Source organism: Peribacillus sp. NPDC096540, assembly GCF_050278525.1.
In the GTDB taxonomy this organism is placed as follows: domain Bacteria; phylum Bacillota; class Bacilli; order Bacillales; family DSM-1321; genus Peribacillus.
Genome location: NZ_JBNNTG010000003.1, coordinates 1 through 18,082, shown reverse-complemented (window position 1 = coordinate 18,082; position 18,082 = coordinate 1). Strand labels below are relative to the sequence as shown.

Here is an 18,082-nt window from a genome sequence, read left to right as displayed (position 1 = left end):
AATGGGGAGAGAAACAAGTGAATAAGAAGAAAAACTCTATTTTTATTAACATCATCCATTTATTTTACAGTACAATTCTAGCTAATGTTTTAAATGCAACTACACTTATATTATTGGCTAACTATTTTAACTCAAACAACTATGGAATATTTAGTGTGGCTCTAGCTCTTGCCATGGTCATGAACTTTTTTACCGATCTCGGATTTAGTAACACATTCCTTCGAGAGGGATCGAAGAAGAAAAACTTAAGCACCACATTTTCATCTTATATTAAGATTCGGGTTATATGTTTGCTTATAGCATTTCTTGTATTTTCTGTCGGCATTCACGTCCTTTATCAAGAACAAAAAATTCTTTATATGATTTATAGCTTAATGATCCCCATGGTCATTGGTCTAGCGATGCAAAGTATAGGAATCACCTATTTTCAATTAACAGAAAGAATGCAGTTTATAGCATCCATTAAAATCTTCTCAGCCATTGCATTAATCGTATCCACCACGATGAGTATGGGCTTAAACGTGGATGTCCATTTAGCAGCCTTTTTATATGGATTTTCTTATTTAGCAGGAGGCCTTTACAGCCTATATTTACTTCGCAAAAAAGCTGAATTAAAATGGAAATCCCCTTTTGAAAAACAGTTATTAACGAAACTTAGTCCGTTCCTTATTAGTGGGTTATTTATTATGTTAACCCCTCAATTAGGTCCATTAGTGTTAGAAAAAACACTGTCCTTAGGCCTTGTTGGTCTCTTTGCAGTCGCATATCGGATACCTTCTGCTCTATACCAAATACCAGGAGTTATTGCAGGTGCATTTTTCCCGCTGTTATTTAAGCAATTTAACCGTGGAGAGTTGGAGGAACATACACGATTAAATATCCTGCAAATGAAGATAATGTCCTTTATCGGTCTGTGTATGACCATATCCTTATTCTATTTAGCTGTATTTCTCGTCAATATTTTATTCGGGGATGAATGGGGATCTGCCGTGCAACCTTTAAAAATATTGTCCTTTATAGTAGTCCTACAAGGCTTTAACATCGCCATCGCGGACGGCCTCACGACAAGAGGGTTACAGAACCGGCGTACTATTGTACAGTTTATAACCATTGTTATTGGCTTTGTATCCTTTTATTATCTGAGTGTTAGCTATGCTGTGGCGGGTGCAGCCTTTGCCGTTTTAACGATGGAAATCGTATCATTCATTGGTTATGTCTCTGTTAATCCAATAAAAAGAACGATATTAACCAGGGTCATTATTCCATATGGGTCCTACTTTTCTATAAGTTTTATCCTAATACACTACTTATTATCTAAACATCCTGTTTTAGCCATGTTTTCTACCATCATTTTAGTTTCTGCGTTGATTTTAATTTTGGATAAGACAATCCAGGGCTTAATCTTAGATTTTATAAAACACAAAAAACAACAGGACACAAATCATTTACCAGATGGGGGACAAAAAGAGAATGGAAAGATTGCAAATTAATAAAAACACCTCTATGTGGCCAGTCTTTCTCTTGTTATTTTTTATTACACTTAGTAAATACAATTTGTCCATCGGTTTTTCATTAAAAATTTACATGATATTTCTAGCCATTTTCTTCTGCATGTATTTTCGAGATTTTTACTTTCATTCCCTATATCATTATGAAATTTTATTGCTGCTATTTTATTTTACCTATTGTCTGAGTGGCGCTTTTTCACAGTACCCGGAATCAAGCATTCGAGTCATTCTAGGAGTAATACTCGTACTTGGCTGTTATTTCATCATGAGATATGTACTGGAGCTAACCTCGATAGGTGCCATTGAAAATTCCATTGCAAATGTCGGGATCATATTTAACGTCATTAGCCTGTTATTGTACATCATCGGAATTAAGGTGACGGGAAGATTCCCAATAGGTGTTGAGGTAACATCTTATGGATTATTATTAGATCGAGATTATCCGAGATTAATTGGATTACTTGATGACCCAAACATCTTCATTTTTTTTAATACATTGTTTTTTTCCTTTTATTTAGTGAATTTAAAGGGATTCAAGCATTCAATTGGATTCATTTTATGTGTGATTACCTCCCTTCTTACTTTTTCAAGAGGTGGAATTCTAGCTCTCATACTGGTGGTCATTTTGTACATGCTTTTAGCGAATTTTTCAAAAAAAGTAAAAATGTTGACTGTTTCTCTGTTATGTCTAGTTGGAATCTATGCTGCAGGTTCTTTCATTAAAATAGACTTCAATGAGATTATTGCTAGTCGTATTACCGACTTCTCTACTGATGGGGGTAGTGGACGATTTGATTTATGGGGTCAAGCGATTAACTATTTTATGTCAAATCCCCTTATTGGTATTGGTGCCTTTAACTTTTCCGATTACTACGCATTTGAGCATAATGAAAAGCTATATGTTCACAATACGTATCTAGAAGTCTTAGTTGAGTCCGGAATTATTGGTTTTCTTTTTTACATTTCCTTTTTATTGATGCTTGTTATCACCTTATTTAAGACTAGATTACATAAGGAAAAACCTTTCATTGTGCTTACACTTTTTGCTTTTTTAATACAGATGATGTCCCTTTCTCTCATGATTAATGAAGCATTTTTTTCCTTTTTAGCACTTACTTTAAAATATATTACCGTATATGAAAGAAAAGAGGTGGATGTTTATGATAAACAACAAAAAGGATAGCAGACCTTTAGTTTCCGTTATAACTCCCTCGTATAACAGCTCGTCTTTTATTAAAGAGACAATTAAATCCGTCCAAGATCAATCCTTTACTAACTGGGAAATGATTATTGTTGATGATCAATCAAAGGATAACTCGGTTCATATCATTAAATCGTATATAGAAAACGATCCACGGGTTAAACTTATACCTTTAACTCAAAATGTTGGGGCTGCTAGGGCTAGAAATGTTGCTATTAAAGCAGCAAAAGGAAATTATATTGCGTTTCTTGATAGTGATGATCTATGGATGCCTACTAAATTGGAAGAACAAGTCACCTTTATGCAAAAGGGAAACCTTGCTTTTTCTTTTACCTCCTACTCTTTAATGGACGAAGAAGGCAATCCTCTAGATATTGAAGTGAAGGCACCAAAAACGATAGATTATAATACTCTGATTGGAAATACAACCATCGGCTGTTTAACTGTGATGTTAGATAGACTACAAATTAAGCAAATTGAAATGCCCGATATTCAGCCTGAGGATTCTGCATTATGGTTGTTACTGTTAAGGGAAGGTTATCAAGCGCATGGCTTACAAAGGGTTTTATCCAAGTATCGTATTGTTAGTAACTCCACTTCAAGGAATAAATTAAAGGCGGCTTACCGATATTGGAAACTGTTACGGAGCCAAGAAAAATTAAACTTTGTAAAAGCGAACTATTATTTTAGCAAATATGCCTATCACGCATACAATAAAAACAGAGGTTCACGGCCTACCTCTATACAAAATGGGGGCAAATAAGGGAAATGAACAATGTCCTACTACTAACCGATAAACTTATAACAGGCGGCGCTGAGATGTATTTTTGTAAATTAGAAAACCATCTCAAGAATGAAAACATGACGTTTTTCTCAGCAGCTGCTACTGGTGAGCTGTACAATCAAATTCATAATAAAAATCAATTTATTCCTTTAAGCTTAAAAAATCACCTCGCTAATCTCAAGACACTGAGTAGAGAAGTTAACCAAAAAGAAATTGATGTTATCCATGCAAATAGTTTAAGAATGTTACTATATTCCATCGCAATAAAGAAAATCACGAGGAGAAAAATCAAGCTGGTGTATACCAAGCATAATGTAACCCTACTTGAAAAAAAGATGCCCTTCCTATTTAAAAAGGTGTTAAATCAGCATGTGAACCAAATCATTGCAGTTAGTAATTTCGAAAAGGAAAACTTACTTCAGTTTGGTGTAAGGAAGGATCTTATTCGGACCATCTACAACGGAGTGGATGTGGAACACTTTTCTTTTCAACAGCTACAACCTAAAGAAACGTTCAACGTTGGAATTCTAGCACGGTTATCAAAAGAAAAAAACCATGAGCTCTTTTTAAAAATTGCTAATGAGTTAAAAGATGTAAGTAATGTGATGTTTTATATTGCCGGAGATGGACCAGAGCGGGGATTTGTTGAAAACATGATTAAGGACTTAAAGTTACACCAGAATGTGAAGCTTCTAGGTAATGCGTCCAATCCATATGAATTTATTTGCAATATGGACTTGCTGCTCCTTACGTCCTTAAGAGAAGTTTTTCCAATGGTAGTCCTTGAAGCAATGGCATCAGGTACACCAATCGTTTCTGTAGATGTAGGCGGCATTAAAGAAGCCGTTGTGGATCATGTAACAGGGGTTCTCATTTCCCATCATTCAGAAAAAGAATTTGCAAAAAAAATTAGAATACTTCACGATGATAAGGATTTAAGAAAACGATTGGGTAGCACAGCTAGACAAAAAGTAGAAAATTCCTTTTCCCTTTCAAATATGATTCATTCTACCCTGGAAACCTATCATTGATTTAAAACAAACGATGACTCGTTTGTTTTTTGTTTTTTATACCTATACTTTATTTTTGGACAAGAATATGCTATATAACATCACTTTATAAGGAGTGTTATAAATTGACAGACTCACTTAACTTGTCTGAAGATTGCCAGAACAGAGATGTTCTTAATATTGATTGTTTTGGCGCTAATCCAAATGTGGTAGACAATTCCCCAGCCATTCAAGATACGATTAATTATTGTATTGCCAATAATCACTCTAAAGTTGTCATCACAGGAAAAAAACAATATACCCTATCCTCCCCCATTGTCATTAAGTCCAATGTACATCTTGAAATTGATCCTACAGTAACATTAATAATAAAAGGGAATTTCCAAGTTTTCGAGATTCAGAAAGATGCTTCCATCTCGGGTGGCACGATTGAAATCGTGGATAATAGCTTTAATTCATCCGTCATTTTTCTTTCTGGTGCCCAACAAATAGAAAATCATAATCATACAACTATATCCAATATAAATATTATAAACCGTACAACAACGTACCAGGGTATAGCCATTCACTTATACTGTAAAAACGCATGGGATTTCATCAGTTTCTTTAAGGCAAGCTCCCTCCAAATCACAAACTTCCATACGGCTATCTATTTAAAAACAGAAAAGCTTCTAAATATTAATACCCCGTGTTGGATTAATGCGAACTCCTTCCATACTATTTTTATCGATGGATGTGTTTATGGTATCGAGATTGTAGGAAACAGTGATTTACCGTACGAAATTTCCGGGAATATGTTTACCGGAATCCAAGTTCAATGCCGGAGTCAAACAAAGAAAGTCATCCGTTGCTCGGGTGCCTATAATATTTTTGAAGGAGTGATATGGGATACCTACCGTATGGTTGATCCTCCAATTGTAATCGAATTCTCTTCTACTTCTCATCACAACTACCTCTTTTCGAACCAAGTAGCTACATCAATTACAGACAGTGGCCAATACAATCGGTGCACGTCGCCACATGAAGAATCCCTTCAAGTATATCCCCCTCTTGCCTTAGGTAAAGCCCATCTGGTTGGGAATCAAGACGATATCTTAGTGAACGCAAACGTCCGCTACGCCGTACGTCAGCTTTCTGGGAAAGCTCCCTATGGAGGAAATATTAATAATTGCTTTAACCTACTCGATGAACAAAGTGTGAATTACCTTGATGTTCCAAGTTCTCAACCGGTTGTAATCGAATTAGATTTTTCTAACCAGCCTATTAATATGCTGAATTGCTTTGGTATCTATTTTGGATGGAATGAAAGCCCAAGTCGTATTTTGATAGAATACCAACAGAGCTTAAATGGACCATGGACAGTTGCAAAAAATGTTCCATTCAATGCAGGAAACACTGTTATTTCAGAAAACAGAGCCGATACGTTGTACAAAATTAAATTGACTCTAAGCGGATATACACAAGAGCACAAACGATTTCGGATTAACCGCATATTTGCAAGATCTTCTTTACAGCATGGGGCTTCTTGGTTACCGACAACAGGGGGTACATTATATGGAGATTTAGAACTTCAAAAAGGGAAAGCTGTGACAATGGTTTCTCCAAACGGAACCAAGTGGAAAGTGAGTATTAATGATCAAGGACAAATTATCACATCAAAACTATAAAAATATTAACTTTAAATGGTTACAGCTCAAAAAAGCAGCTTTTCTTATTTGATAAAATAAATGAAGCCGCTTTTTTTCTATTAAATAAGAACTTTGAAACTCTCTATAAGAGAAATTTAAAAGGTTATACTTCCCATCCTCCCACCTTTCATTATTAATGATTTAAGCCCCTAGCAATTGAGAAGAACTCTTGCATTTTATTAATTTACTTTATTTACTTGACCTGTATCGGAAATTCTGTTCATAGGCAACGAAGGAATATCAATGGTAGTACCCATGCTCTTATCCGTAAGTTCAATAACCGTGTTTTGTAGCGTGATTTTGTCCAAATCCCAGAACATCCCCTCAAACTTATTATATTGCCCACTTACCTTCAAAATACTCTTTGTTTTGCTTGAAGGTTGTATCTGTAAGTTAGTAAATTGATTACCACTCGTTTCATTCGGTATGGTTAAATGACTATCCATGGATATCATGTTTACGCAATCCTCTAAAGAAAAATTCATAAACCGATTAGCGTTAATCCAGGCCTTTCCAGAAGAAGGCTTTTCAGCTATTAACTTTACTCCAGTCTCCATTCCTGCGATCTTAACATTTTCAAAGTTCACGAAGGAAATCTCATGTTCTTTTCCGCCAGCATATAAAGATATTCCTGTACCCTGATTACTTTCAGACCAGTTGACAATATTTACATCCTTTACTTGTGTTTTATTCCAGGTGTTATAATATTTATATTTACCATCTAAGTAAATGACATCTGAATTAAATTTAGTATCATTTATTGCTACATAAGCACCTTTAATGGAAGCATTTTGCTCAAGTTCAAGCACCCTGAAGTTCCCCTCAACAATGAACTGAGTTCCATATCCGAATAACAATTTAACACCTTTCCTAACTATGATAGGTGATGTAATCGTATACTTTCTATCATCGAGCATAACCGTCTTTATTTTATTGGACTTTGCTTTATCGATGGCAGTTTGAATCTTAGCAGAATCATTGGCCCCTTTAAAATCTTCCACGTATATCTTCTCTTTGTGGTTCGAAACAGAATTATTCTGTTGGTAAATGACGAAAACAATTAGCAAAAAACACAAGAAAAAACCAATCATTTTTTTCATAAAATCCATCCTTATTTCGTTATTTTGTTATTACCTATTTATCTGATGGTATTATCAATGAATTCATTTACTTATAAAGTTGCCCCATAACTATTTTCGCACAATACTCCTGTTTCCATCTATGCCTATTTTTTGAAAAAGGAAAAACCACATATTGTGCCAATTTAAAAGTGATGAATATATGTTTTGTGTACACCAATAAGGGAGAAAGTGTAGATGATCTCGAGGTATGTATAAAATAATTGAAAAATCCCTCACCCAAGGGTTACTTCAACTCTGGAATAATGTTCTAAACAGAAAAAAAACTAAATGTTTCGCTTATTAAAATTCAGCCCCAAAGCCTCAAAAAAATGGCACTACCGGGAAAGCAACTATTTGCTCGCATATGCCAATAAACATGTTCACATTATGCTTGCCAAATAAAAAAAGACAAAGAGCTTTTCAATGACTCTCTGTCTCTATTAATCTTTCAAGAAAATTTCGAGTGGTGATAGATATCAGAAATTTTTAGATGTTTTTCATCGCCATTTATCTGTTTACTGTTGTTACTTTTTATTATTATATTCCATATACCAATTTACGAACTTTTGCAAACCCTCTTCTATCGAAGTTTCCGGCTTAAATCCGACAGCCTTCTGGAGCAAATCAGTAGAAGCATAAGTGGCAGGTACATCTCCAGGTTTGATTGGTTCGAAAACCTTATTAAATTCAACAACTTTACCTAAAGCATTACTTAAACATTTCTCCAAAGTTTCAATGAAAACCATCAACTTTTCAGGATTGTTGTTTCCAATGTTAAATACTTTGTGTGGAACATTATTATCTCCAACTGAAGGATTGGAAAGAAGCCGCTCAATTCCTTCAACAATGTCATCAATATAGGTGAAGTCTCTATATAAGTCATTTTCAAAATCACCATTATTAAAGATCTTAATTGGCTCACCAGCAAAATACTTATCAGTAAATCCAAAGTAGGCCATATCTGGACGTCCCATAGGGCCATAAACCGTAAAGAAACGAAGTCCTGTAGCAGGAATATTATATAAATGACTGTATGTATGAGCCATCAATTCATTGGATTTTTTAGTAGATGCATAAAGTGATACAGGGTTGTCTACAAAATCTGTTTCTTCAAACGGAACCTTTTTGTTAGCTCCATAAACAGAACTGGATGAAGCATAGACAAGATGGTCCACAGGATTGTGCCTGCATGCTTCAAGGATATTGTAAAAACCGATGATATTACTTTGAATGTACACATCAGGATTCTCGATCGAGTATCGCACTCCAGCTTGGGCAGCCAAATTTACTACAATATTAGGTTTATACCCTTCGAAGATATTGGTGATCATCGCTTTGTCGGAAATATCACCTTTGATAAAGGTAAATTTCTCATAAGGTTTAAGTTGCTCCAAACGAGCATATTTTAGCTTCACATCATAGTAATCATTGATATTATCAACGCCAATCACCCTGCAGCCCTGTTCCAGTAGTTTTCTAGATAAGAAATATCCGATGAAACCTGCTGCCCCAGTGATAAGATATGTTTTATTATGATCTAGGGATTTGTAATTCAACGTGTTTCGACTCCTTTATACCTTCGTTTTCTTCCGATGGAGTGATACTCTACCCCTGATTCCTGCATCACTACTACACTATAGATATTTCTTCCGTCATATACTAAAGGTTCTCATCAACTTCTTATACGTTTCAGGCGTTAATGTCTTCACTTCTCCCCATACAGTAAAAATAAAACAGACACACCGACCAGTTCAGGTTAACACAAATAATTGTAACTATTTTATTTTTATTTTTATTAAACCATAAGCACTTTCACATAAAACCCAACCTAAAAAAAACTCGTTCAAATAACGTTTTTAGGTTGACATATAGTAAATACAAGTAAACCTCTACATCTATCTTTGATAGAGAACCAATAATATTAGAAACAATTTTGAAAAGTATACCTAACTAAATGCCTATAGAAACAAGAAAATATGTCTATACATATGATCGAGTCAAGTATTTTAGTGCCTATTTATCATTAAAAATGGTGAAAAACTGTGTAAACTTAAAGAGATGGTTTAACAATACAATTTAGTAACTATTAAATGTTTTTTTGAAAATATTTAATAATTACTTATACATATCAATGGTTAGGTGTGATATACATGATAGGTTACCGCGTTAAAATGCTTAGAGAAGAAAAAAAAATGTCAATTAGTGAACTCTCAATAAAATCCGGAGTGGCAAAGTCTTATATAAGCTCACTGGAAAGAAACCTTCAAACAAACCCTACTATTTTAGTTCTGGAAAAAATCGCAAGCATCCTTTGTATAACTGTTGATGCCCTGTTACATGACCAAATAGACCAAAGCATGGATGATGAATGGAAGGAGATCATGAAGGATATTATGGGCTCAGGAATATCGAAAGAGGAAATGCGCGAATTTATCGAAGATAGGAAATGTGCTGCACTTGAGAATTAGTGATAACATATCCCTTTTTGTTAATAATCCTAGAAAATCCCACTTTGCATTCATCATTCAATCTAATTCCAGAGGGGGAAAAGTGATTATAACCACTTTTCTCCATTTCACCTTTTTTTATCAGCTAATGGAAGCATGCAAGCTATTAGTTTAGACTCTGTAATCTGAATTTCTGATTTCTAAAATGAAGATACAATCATATTTGTGACACTACTCCCCCTTAAAAAATTCGTACAACACTTCGAACCATATGTAATGCCCTTGATCAGTTCCCTTGATCATTGGGATGGACATTATCATTTGTTAATATATCAGCCAATCTCATATTCTCTTCTTTTAGTTTTTCACAATTACTTCCATACCATTAATATAAGTCCATTTTTTTTTTTTAATAACCCCTTTCAGAAGCTTTAATATTACCCAAATAATTCAACTCTAAACTACCGCTGCCTCACTCATGTTTTTCCAATGAAGATGACCAAAAACCAATACTTCTAAACAAATTCCAGCCATAGTATTTCTTCATCTTCACCTCCAAATTTTGAACATTACGGACTGACATGAAAGTCTTAACATTGCCATTGGAATGCTTTCTAGGAGTACTCTTAACAATCACCATTATCTAACCTTTATATTTTTCACTATTTCTGTATGTACTTCTTTTATTAATTATAACTATCGAAACAACTGTCATAAAGAATAATTATCCAATTTATTCCGACATCACTCGACTTTGATAATCACCAAATCTATTAATATACCTATATTTAGGATCAAAAAAATCCAGCATTTCTACTGGATCTCCAAAGTGCCAATCACTTAACCAAATTCAATACTTCTAGAACTCTACCATCAGAATTATAGTTAAAAGTGACCGTCTTATCTTCATGAATGTGATAGCATAAACCAAAAAACTCTCCGTCATCTGGAAATCTTTGTATAAAATCATCAAGTTGTTCAGTATTTAGTTTAACAACCATAGGTTTCTTTCTACTATTTAGAGAATCTTCTTCCCGCTCCATTACAGTCTCTGTAAGTCTATCCATAATTAACTCCTTTAATCTATCATTTCCCCATAGATAATAAACCTTATAAATGGGGAATAAAAGGTCCTTAATTAAACTTTCACATTAATGAAATGAACTCTTAACAACTCTCCCTACTATCCGACAGTTTGTTATCATACTTTAATAATTGGTGTCCATTGGAACTGAACGGTAAGATAGTATTTACAATCATGCAAAAGTAAATTCACTCTATAGAAGGGTTCTGTATAGGCAGGAAAATGATCTATGGCAATTCAATAATAATCCGCTTATAGATTCCTGTGATCTTGTTTCCTGGCAGAGCTAATATTCATCATCTAAAAAACCTTTTCTCCTCGTCAGTCTATTTTCTTATTTATTTACATAAATATACCATATTTTTTAATTATTACAAATTAAATTAAGTGTATTCTGAATATTAAGCTACCTACATCCTAGTTTTTAATGCTAAAAGAAAATTTATAAACTTTTTATTAGTCAATATTACCCAGATTAATAGTCACTCACTAATTCTGAATTCCGTTTTCTTATAGATTATCCTCTACAACTCTAGTAAAATGAGAATGATAATTACTATCAATTAAGAGGGAGCGACTTTTATGGGTGTACCTTTGTTTAAAGACGAACTTCCAGTTTCTAATAAAATCTGGACGCGAGATTTTATGATGATATTCTTAGCTAACTTCTTTGTTTTTTTATCCTTTCAAATGACTTCACCGACCCTCCCGCTTTTTGTAAAAGAGCTTGGTGGAAATGAACAGTATATTGGGTTGGTTGCTGGGATGTTTCTATTTTCCGCTCTGATTGTCCGTCCCTTTGCTGGACAGGTCTTGGAAACAAAAGGGAGACGTTTTGTATTCTTGTTCGGCTTAGCCTTTTTGGCTGTAGCGATTGGCTCGTTTGGATTTATGATGAGTATTTTCCTTCTATGTGCGATGAGAGTTGTTCAAGGGATTGGCTGGGGATATACGACCACCGCTTCAGGTACGATTGCCTCCGATCTTATCCCAGAAAAGCGTCGTGGTGAGGGAATGGGTTACTTCACTTTATCGGGAAATTTGGCGATGGCTTTTGGTCCGTCACTAGGACTTTTCTTAGCGGATGTTTTAACGTTTCAACAGTTGTTTTTATTTTGCGGTGTATTAAGTCTTGCAGCTTGGATCATGGCTTCGACTATTACCTATAAGAAAGTAGATCCTCCTTCTGCTCCCGCTAAAACTAATAGGTTTGACATTTATGAAAAATGCGCTGTTGCGCCGTCCGTTCTTGTTTTTTTCATTACGGTATCCTTTGGTGGGATTGCCACCTTCTTACCGCTTTATACAATGAAAAAAGGCCTGACAGGTATTCAAGTTTACTTTTTTCTTTACGCATTAGCTCTTATTTTCACACGAATGTTCGCTGGCAAAATCTATGATCAAAAAGGACATCAAGCCGTCTTCATTCCATCTACGCTTTTTATCGTAGCGGCGATGCTTCTGCTTGCCTGGATGCCAAGTAACATGATTCTGTATATTGCAGCTATTTTTTACGGCATTGGATTCGGCGCTGTCCAACCGGCTCTTCAAGCGTGGTCACTTGTACACGCGGCTCGAAATCGAAAAGGCATGGCCAATGCCACTTTCTATTCTTTCTTTGATCTTGGAATCGGTTTCGGTGCCATCCTCTTCGGACAAATCGGCTATCTATTTGGCTATAGAAGTATTTACATAATGGCAGCAATCTCAGTTCTTATCTCCATTTTGGCTTACTTATGGATTTTGAGAAAAAAATGAAGTAATTATATGGATCATTTCTGAAATCTAAAAACCTTTCCACATTGACCGATAATATTTGTAGGGAACAATCGGGGAGGAATTCATATAAAAAAGTTATGGCATACATTTAATATACGCTATTATGAAACCCTTTTTAGGGATTGTTTAAATGATAAAATGAAAAGTGAATTTCAAAGAAAAATAACTTACCATAAACTTAAACTGGGTGAATTAAATTATGAATGCAGAAAAACTTCCTGATAGATTAAGGAAGTTTAGGCCGTTCCATTTGGGCGGCTTTTTTCATGCAATGAAGAGATAGTGCCTCTACCCCTACCTACTTCCTAAAACATTAGGCCATGAATTCGTATCAGGTAAAGTTTTTTTTGATTCTATGTAAAGTTTGTAATGAATCTATGCGGATTTTGTAATTTTGTTGGAATCCAGGTTTGTTTCATCAATTTTAGTAGTATGATTGAAAAAAAGGGGGTTATTAGGATGAAATTTTTGAAGTATATTGTAAAATTTTTTTCAATGATTCAAAAGGAAATACCAGTAACTCATAATAAATGTCATGTCTGTGACGGAACAGGTGCCTATGATATCTATACTGACTGTCTTACTTGTAATGGAAAAGGGCTAATAAGTAAAATTGAGTATAATAGGATGATTGAAGAAGGTGATATTTAATGGTTTCGTATAGGAAGAAACTTCGCGATAACTCTAATTCACCGACAGCTATCAATCTCAGTTATAATAGCGAAATAAGTGATATATGGAAGAACAAGCCTTATTACTTAATTTATTGTGAAGATCCATTCGGTAATATTATAGAACTGTACAGTCGAAGTACTGAAAAGATGTATGCAAATAAAGAGTAATGGCATATAAAAGTATTAGCTTTTTTTAAGCAACCGAATGATTCTCGGAGGCTTTTTATTCATGTTTCGACTTCCCTTAACACCATCACAACTAATATGGTTGCAAATAATAAAGAAACAACATCCTCATTCTTCTTCCCCTCTTCCACCCCACTTTCAAAGTCTTTCACCAGAACACTATCAGCTACATAGAAAAAAACTCCTAGATCACTCAGAGGCTTCACATATTTCTGGTCACTTTTTAACAGTAACTTTCTTTGACGCTCTCACATTTTCCGCTTTATCTTTGGCATAGATATATAGGTTTTTTCCGGCTTTTTGCTTAGAGATTTTGATCGAGAATGTACCTTTACTTCTCCTTTGGCAGAGCCAATTACTTTTTTAGATGATTTTACGTATACAGTGGAGTTGGCTTCTGCTTTGCCGGCTACTTTTGTCGTTTTTGTCGTTGCTGTTTTGACTACCGGTTTTCTAGGTGCTGTTTTGACCGAGCTCGTTTTTCCTGCCTTGTCGGTTGCTGTTATAGATCGAACTTTTCCGGCCGTTTGTTTTTTCGTCATCGAACGGTGAAGTTTCCCGAACTATTGGACTTTGCTTTTCCTTAGTGAGAAGGATCAATAAATTTTATATTTTTTAAGACGCACATTTACATACTTGAGTAATATTATGGGCTAATATACTAGGAGTTTTTTAGGGGGAATGATGTGAGTGTTAAAAAAAGTTAGCCTATTATTTCTTTTACTCGTACTTGTATGTAGTATTTGGGGTTTTTCTTCTGCGTCTGCAGCAGAAAATAAAACTAGTAAGGTTGTCTATTTAACGTTTGACGATGGTCCGAATCAGTATACGCCAACAATATTAGATATCTTAAAACAGAAAAAAGCAAAAGCGACCTTTTTTATGATTGAAGGAAATATTAAACGTAATCCAAAAACCGTAAATCGCATGATTAAAGAGGGAAATTATCCTGGGTTACATAGCGTTTCCCATGATGCAAAAAAATTATATAGAGGGAGTTCAAGTAATGTCGCAATCGAAATGGAGAAGACAAGACAAACGTTGTTAAAGGGTTCAAAGTTTGACAGTAAGCTGACTAGAGTTCCATACGGTAGCAAACCCTATATGACAAAACCGTTTCGGGATGCCTTAGCCAAAAAGGGGTTCAAAATGTGGGATTGGAATATTGATACACTAGATTGGAAGTATAATAGAACAAACCCTAGCAAGATAACGTCTAACGTTAAAGCAGGTTTGAAAGGAAAAAAAGGTCCGATCGTCATTCTTTTCCACGATTCAAAAGGAACTGCACAACAGCTTCCGGAGATTATTGACTATCTAAGAGAACAAGGGTATAAGGTAGAGGTTTACAATCCAAAAAACCATATTGTGATGAATTTTTGGGAAGATAAAAGATTCTAGGATACCAAAAAAATCGAACTTAAAGTTATAGGAGAGTGCTAACCAAAGGTATTTATCGACCTAGTGTAGCAGATTTCTGAATTTCAAAGAAAAATAGCTTACCATAAATTTAAACTGGTTGATTTAAATAATTCACAAACTTCCTGATAGATTAAGGAAGTTTGGCCGTTCCATTTGAGCGGCTTTTTTCATGCAATGAAGAGATAGTTCCTTTCCCCCTAATTTACATCCTAATACACTCGTATCAGGTAAAGTTTTTTTTGATTCTATGTGAAATTTTTAATGAAACTATGTGTATTTAGTATTTTTGTTTCGACTTGCCTTAATTACAAATAATAAAGAAACAACTTCATCATTCTTCTTCCCCTCTTCCACCCCACCAGAACACTACCCTCTACATAAAAATAACCTCCGAGATTCACTCAGAGGCTTCATTATTCAACCGTCATGTTCTGGTCACTTTTTAACAGTAACTTTCTTTGACGCACTTACATTTTTCGCTTTATCTTTGGCATATATATATAGGTTTTTTCCGGCTTTTTGTTTAGGGATTTTGACCGAGTATGTGCCTTTACTCGTTGCTTTGGCAGAGCCGATGACTTTTTTAGATGCTTTTACGTATACTGTGGAGTTGGCTTCTGCTTTGCCGGTTACTTTTGTCGTTTTTGTTGTTACTGTATTGACTGACGGTATACTTGGTGCTGTTTTGTCTGCGACGGTGACTGTTTTGACCGGGCTCGTATTTCCTGCCTTGTCGGTTGCTGTTACGGATAGGACTTTACCGGCCTTTTGTTTTTTCGTCATCGTAACGGTGAACTTCCCTGAGCTATTTGACTTTGCTTTGCCGAGCGCAGTGCTGCCCAGTTTGACAGTAACGGTAGAGCCTGCTTCCGCTTTGCCAGTTACTTTTGTTGTATTGTCACCGACTCCATTTACTGTCGGTTTCGCAGGTGCTGTTTTATCTTCTACCTTGACTAAAACAGGAACACTTTTATTTCCCGCATTATCGACAACTCTTGTATAGATGTTCGTGCCAGCTGTCTGTTTAGCGATAGTCGCTGAAAACGTCTTTTCCCCGTTAATCTTCACTGTGGCGAGTGTTTTTTCATTGGTATAAATGGAAACGTTGCCTGTTTTGAAATCACTTGGAATTTTCCCTTTGATCAACGTATCCTTATCAGAAATCGCCGTCACAGTTGGCCTAGTCAGCGTCTTCATTTCAAGCGCTTTTTTTGCATTCACCCGTCCATTTCCATAGTATATATCTTTCCCTTTTGTACCTAGGTCTAGAGCTGAATCATAGAGACGGTATTCCACCTCATATTTAGTGAGTTTTGGCTCATTGGACCAAATCAGTGCTGCTACACCGGCCACCATAGGCGTAGCCATTGATGTTCCACTCATCCAACCATATCTATTACCTGGTAATGTTGAAAGAATATAGTCGCCAGGGGCCGCAATATCCACTGTTGAATGGTAGTTGGAATAACTAGTACGCTTATCTTTTGAATCGGTAGCAGCCACTGAAATGACATGACTGTATGCAGCTGGATACACGCGCTGTACACTTTTTCCCATATCTCCTTCATTACCGGCAGCTGCGACAATCAGTATGCCTTTACTATAAGCCTCTTGGACCGCCTTGTTTAACGCTTCCGAATAATGGGTGTCGCCTAGACTCATATTAATAATGTCTGCCCCTTGCTGAACAGCATAATGAATGGCCTCGATGATATCAGCAGTTTCGGCATATTCGCCATTAAAAACATTAATCGGCATAACTTTAGTGTTAGGTGCAACACCTGTTCCACCTAAGCCATTGTTGGCAGAACCTGCGATGATGCCTGCAATATGTGTTCCATGTTCCCCTTTTGGTACGATATTCTTCCGATTGCGAACCGCATCATAAGGATGGTCGATTTTCCCTTTTAAATCTTCGTGATTATAATCAATTCCATCATCTATGATGGCCACGACCATTTCTTTAGAACCCATGGATTTTGTCCATGCAGCTTGTGTACCAAGTGTTTTGTGATGCCACTGGTCTATGTAGGCTGGATCGTTCGGGCTTTCCATCTTCTTAAAAAGATAGTTAGGCTCTGCATATTCCACATTCTTCTGATCTTCAAGTTCCTCGATAAGATTGTCAGTTGTTTCCCCTTTAGGAACGTCGACCGTCTCGATTAAATCTCTGATTGGCTCGTTGTTCGTCTCTTTATATTTGACAAGAACACCGTCAGTTTGTGGACTCTCTGCAGCTTCTGGCTGATAGCTTGGTAGAAACATAAGTATTAATAAAACTGAAAGGCTCAACTGAATGAATTTGTGCATGGAATCACTCCAAAAATATGATTAAGAATAGATATGGATGAGGTTTGATGCATGAACCAATTCTACTATTATTCTTAATTAGATTGTATACCTAGTTCTTTAGATTTACTAACCTTTTCATCTAGTTAAAATAGCTCATTTCTGGCAAAACAAAAAACCGCTATAAGCGGTTTCAGTTTGTAGACAAAAGGGGTTCGGAATTAAAAAATTCCGAACCCCTTTTGAAATTCCCTCTAAATGTTAAAACAAAGTTGATTGGAACGGAAGGTACGAGACTCCTGCGGGAAAAGCGTGTCCAAGGGAGACCCCGCAGGCGCAATGGCGCCGAGGAGGCTCCCGGACCGCCCGCGGAAAGCGAGTGCCTGGAGTGGAAATCAACGTTCAAATTGTACAAGCCATAAAAAAACTGTAGGCAAACTTGAACTGCCCCGTAAATGTTAGACACCAAACTAACATTTACGGGGTGTTTTTTTATGGCTAAATTTTCTGCCGAACAGAAAATATTTATTACGCGTCTTTACCTAGAAGGAATGCACAGCTATATGGAGCTTCAAAGAATATTTGAAGTTTCGTATCAAATGATTCAAGGATGGGTTCGTTTATATCAAATTCAAGGAGCCGATGGATTTAAGAAATCCTATACAAGTTATTCTACGGAGTTTAAAATAGATGTACTTAATTATATGAATGAAACGGGTATATCTTCTTACGACGCAGCCGCAAGGTTTACTATTTCTTCTCCAGCTTTAATTCGGACGTGGAGAAAAAATTTCCATGCTTATGGATTAGATGCCCTAATTTCTAAGAAAAAGGGGAGATCATCCATGAAAAAAGGAATCAATCCATCCAAACAAGTCGAAGGTTCAGT

The 18,082-nt window shown here is 35.8% G+C and carries 17 protein-coding genes and 1 pseudogene; 11 read left to right on the top strand and 7 right to left on the bottom strand.

The annotated features are described in order from the left end of the window. Positions 1-17 precede the first annotated feature (17 nt). From ACQKMR_RS03890 to ACQKMR_RS03870, 5 genes are all read left to right on the top strand, one after another. Entirely contained in the window at positions 18-1,490 is a 1,473-nt protein-coding gene (locus tag ACQKMR_RS03890) for an oligosaccharide flippase family protein (RefSeq protein WP_427696109.1), read from the top strand. Next, on the top strand, positions 1,480-2,691 hold the full coding sequence (locus tag ACQKMR_RS03885; RefSeq protein WP_427696345.1) for an O-antigen ligase family protein: 1,212 nt from the start codon (positions 1,480-1,482) through the stop codon (positions 2,689-2,691). The genes ACQKMR_RS03890 and ACQKMR_RS03885 overlap by 11 nt, the downstream gene beginning before the upstream one ends. Beyond that, entirely contained in the window at positions 2,669-3,472 is an 804-nt protein-coding gene (locus ACQKMR_RS03880) for a glycosyltransferase family 2 protein (protein WP_427696108.1), read from the top strand. Before ACQKMR_RS03885 ends, ACQKMR_RS03880 begins: the two co-directional genes overlap by 23 nt. A gap of 5 nt (positions 3,473-3,477) precedes the next feature. After that, positions 3,478-4,524: a glycosyltransferase family 4 protein gene (locus ACQKMR_RS03875; RefSeq protein ID WP_427696107.1), complete on the top strand. Its 1,047-nt coding sequence runs from the start codon at positions 3,478-3,480 to the stop codon at positions 4,522-4,524. A gap of 104 nt (positions 4,525-4,628) precedes the next feature. After that, a complete protein-coding gene (locus ACQKMR_RS03870) occupies positions 4,629-6,170 on the top strand; it encodes a hypothetical protein (RefSeq protein WP_427696106.1) in 1,542 nt (513 codons plus the stop codon). Positions 6,171-6,370: 200 nt separating this feature from the next. On the opposite strand, the gene ACQKMR_RS03865 is transcribed toward ACQKMR_RS03870, so the two are convergent. The 3 genes and pseudogenes from ACQKMR_RS03865 to ACQKMR_RS03855 form a co-directional block, all read right to left on the bottom strand. Then, complete coding sequence (locus ACQKMR_RS03865) at positions 6,371-7,291, bottom strand: hypothetical protein (RefSeq protein WP_427696105.1); 921 nt, start codon at positions 7,289-7,291, stop codon at positions 6,371-6,373. A 545-nt stretch (positions 7,292-7,836) separates the two neighbouring features. Beyond that, on the bottom strand, positions 7,837-8,868 hold the full coding sequence (locus ACQKMR_RS03860) for a GDP-mannose 4,6-dehydratase (RefSeq protein ID WP_427696104.1): 1,032 nt from the start codon (positions 8,866-8,868) through the stop codon (positions 7,837-7,839). Beyond that, positions 8,843-9,060, bottom strand: a pseudogene (locus ACQKMR_RS03855) (UDP-glucose 6-dehydrogenase); the annotation flags it as partial. The pseudogene ACQKMR_RS03855 and the gene ACQKMR_RS03860, both read right to left, overlap by 26 nt. A 402-nt stretch (positions 9,061-9,462) precedes the next feature. On the opposite strand from ACQKMR_RS03855, the gene ACQKMR_RS03850 reads away from it, so the two are divergent. Further along, complete coding sequence (locus tag ACQKMR_RS03850; RefSeq protein ID WP_427696103.1) at positions 9,463-9,780, top strand: helix-turn-helix domain-containing protein; 318 nt, start codon at positions 9,463-9,465, stop codon at positions 9,778-9,780. A gap of 815 nt (positions 9,781-10,595) precedes the next feature. Here the strand turns inward: ACQKMR_RS03850 and ACQKMR_RS03845 are convergent. Beyond that, the gene (locus ACQKMR_RS03845; RefSeq protein WP_427696102.1) at positions 10,596-10,826 is read right to left on the bottom strand and encodes a hypothetical protein; all 231 of its coding nucleotides are present in this window, start codon (positions 10,824-10,826) and stop codon (positions 10,596-10,598) included. Positions 10,827-11,425: 599 nt separating this feature from the next. On the opposite strand from ACQKMR_RS03845, the gene ACQKMR_RS03840 reads away from it, so the two are divergent. The 3 genes from ACQKMR_RS03840 to ACQKMR_RS03830 all read left to right on the top strand — a co-directional run bounded on the left by ACQKMR_RS03840 (position 11,426) and on the right by ACQKMR_RS03830 (position 13,464). Further along, on the top strand, positions 11,426-12,601 hold the full coding sequence (locus ACQKMR_RS03840) for an MFS transporter (protein WP_427696101.1): 1,176 nt from the start codon (positions 11,426-11,428) through the stop codon (positions 12,599-12,601). A 480-nt stretch (positions 12,602-13,081) separates the two neighbouring features. Further along, positions 13,082-13,273, top strand: coding sequence for a hypothetical protein (locus ACQKMR_RS03835; protein WP_427696100.1), 192 nt, complete (start codon positions 13,082-13,084; stop codon positions 13,271-13,273). After that, a complete protein-coding gene (locus tag ACQKMR_RS03830; protein ID WP_427696099.1) occupies positions 13,273-13,464 on the top strand; it encodes a hypothetical protein in 192 nt (63 codons plus the stop codon). The genes ACQKMR_RS03835 and ACQKMR_RS03830 overlap by 1 nt, the downstream gene beginning before the upstream one ends. Positions 13,465-13,523: 59 nt before the next feature. Here ACQKMR_RS03830 and ACQKMR_RS03825 read toward each other — a convergent pair whose 3' ends face one another. Both ACQKMR_RS03825 and ACQKMR_RS03820 read right to left on the bottom strand, forming a co-directional pair. After that, positions 13,524-13,688, bottom strand: a complete 165-nt coding sequence (locus tag ACQKMR_RS03825; protein ID WP_427696098.1) for a hypothetical protein — start codon at positions 13,686-13,688, stop codon at positions 13,524-13,526. 10 nt (positions 13,689-13,698) lie between these two features. Continuing rightward, the gene (locus tag ACQKMR_RS03820; RefSeq protein WP_427696344.1) at positions 13,699-13,794 is read right to left on the bottom strand and encodes a hypothetical protein; all 96 of its coding nucleotides are present in this window, start codon (positions 13,792-13,794) and stop codon (positions 13,699-13,701) included. A 378-nt stretch (positions 13,795-14,172) separates the two neighbouring features. Between ACQKMR_RS03820 and ACQKMR_RS03815 the strand changes: the two genes are divergently transcribed. Then, a complete protein-coding gene (locus tag ACQKMR_RS03815) occupies positions 14,173-14,883 on the top strand; it encodes a polysaccharide deacetylase family protein (protein ID WP_427696097.1) in 711 nt (236 codons plus the stop codon). A gap of 456 nt (positions 14,884-15,339) precedes the next feature. On the opposite strand, the gene ACQKMR_RS03810 is transcribed toward ACQKMR_RS03815, so the two are convergent. Continuing rightward, a complete protein-coding gene (locus tag ACQKMR_RS03810) occupies positions 15,340-17,214 on the bottom strand; it encodes a S8 family serine peptidase (protein WP_427696096.1) in 1,875 nt (624 codons plus the stop codon). Between the two features lie 473 nt (positions 17,215-17,687). Between ACQKMR_RS03810 and ACQKMR_RS03805 the strand changes: the two genes are divergently transcribed. Further along, a partial coding sequence (locus ACQKMR_RS03805) for a transposase (protein ID WP_427696095.1) occupies positions 17,688-18,082 on the top strand: 395 nt, incomplete at its 3' end.

Coding starts and splice junctions, on each gene's coding strand:
- ACQKMR_RS03880 (WP_427696108.1), top strand. CDS start 2,669: ATGATAAACAACAAAAAGGATAGCAGACCTTTAGTTTCCGTTATAACT.
- ACQKMR_RS03875 (WP_427696107.1), top strand. CDS start 3,478: ATGAACAATGTCCTACTACTAACCGATAAACTTATAACAGGCGGCGCT.
- ACQKMR_RS03865 (WP_427696105.1), bottom strand. CDS start 7,291: ATGAAAAAAATGATTGGTTTTTTCTTGTGTTTTTTGCTAATTGTTTTC.
- ACQKMR_RS03850 (WP_427696103.1), top strand. CDS start 9,463: ATGATAGGTTACCGCGTTAAAATGCTTAGAGAAGAAAAAAAAATGTCA.
- ACQKMR_RS03845 (WP_427696102.1), bottom strand. CDS start 10,826: ATGGATAGACTTACAGAGACTGTAATGGAGCGGGAAGAAGATTCTCTA.
- ACQKMR_RS03840 (WP_427696101.1), top strand. CDS start 11,426: ATGGGTGTACCTTTGTTTAAAGACGAACTTCCAGTTTCTAATAAAATC.
- ACQKMR_RS03835 (WP_427696100.1), top strand. CDS start 13,082: ATGAAATTTTTGAAGTATATTGTAAAATTTTTTTCAATGATTCAAAAG.
- ACQKMR_RS03830 (WP_427696099.1), top strand. CDS start 13,273: ATGGTTTCGTATAGGAAGAAACTTCGCGATAACTCTAATTCACCGACA.
- ACQKMR_RS03810 (WP_427696096.1), bottom strand. CDS start 17,214: ATGCACAAATTCATTCAGTTGAGCCTTTCAGTTTTATTAATACTTATG.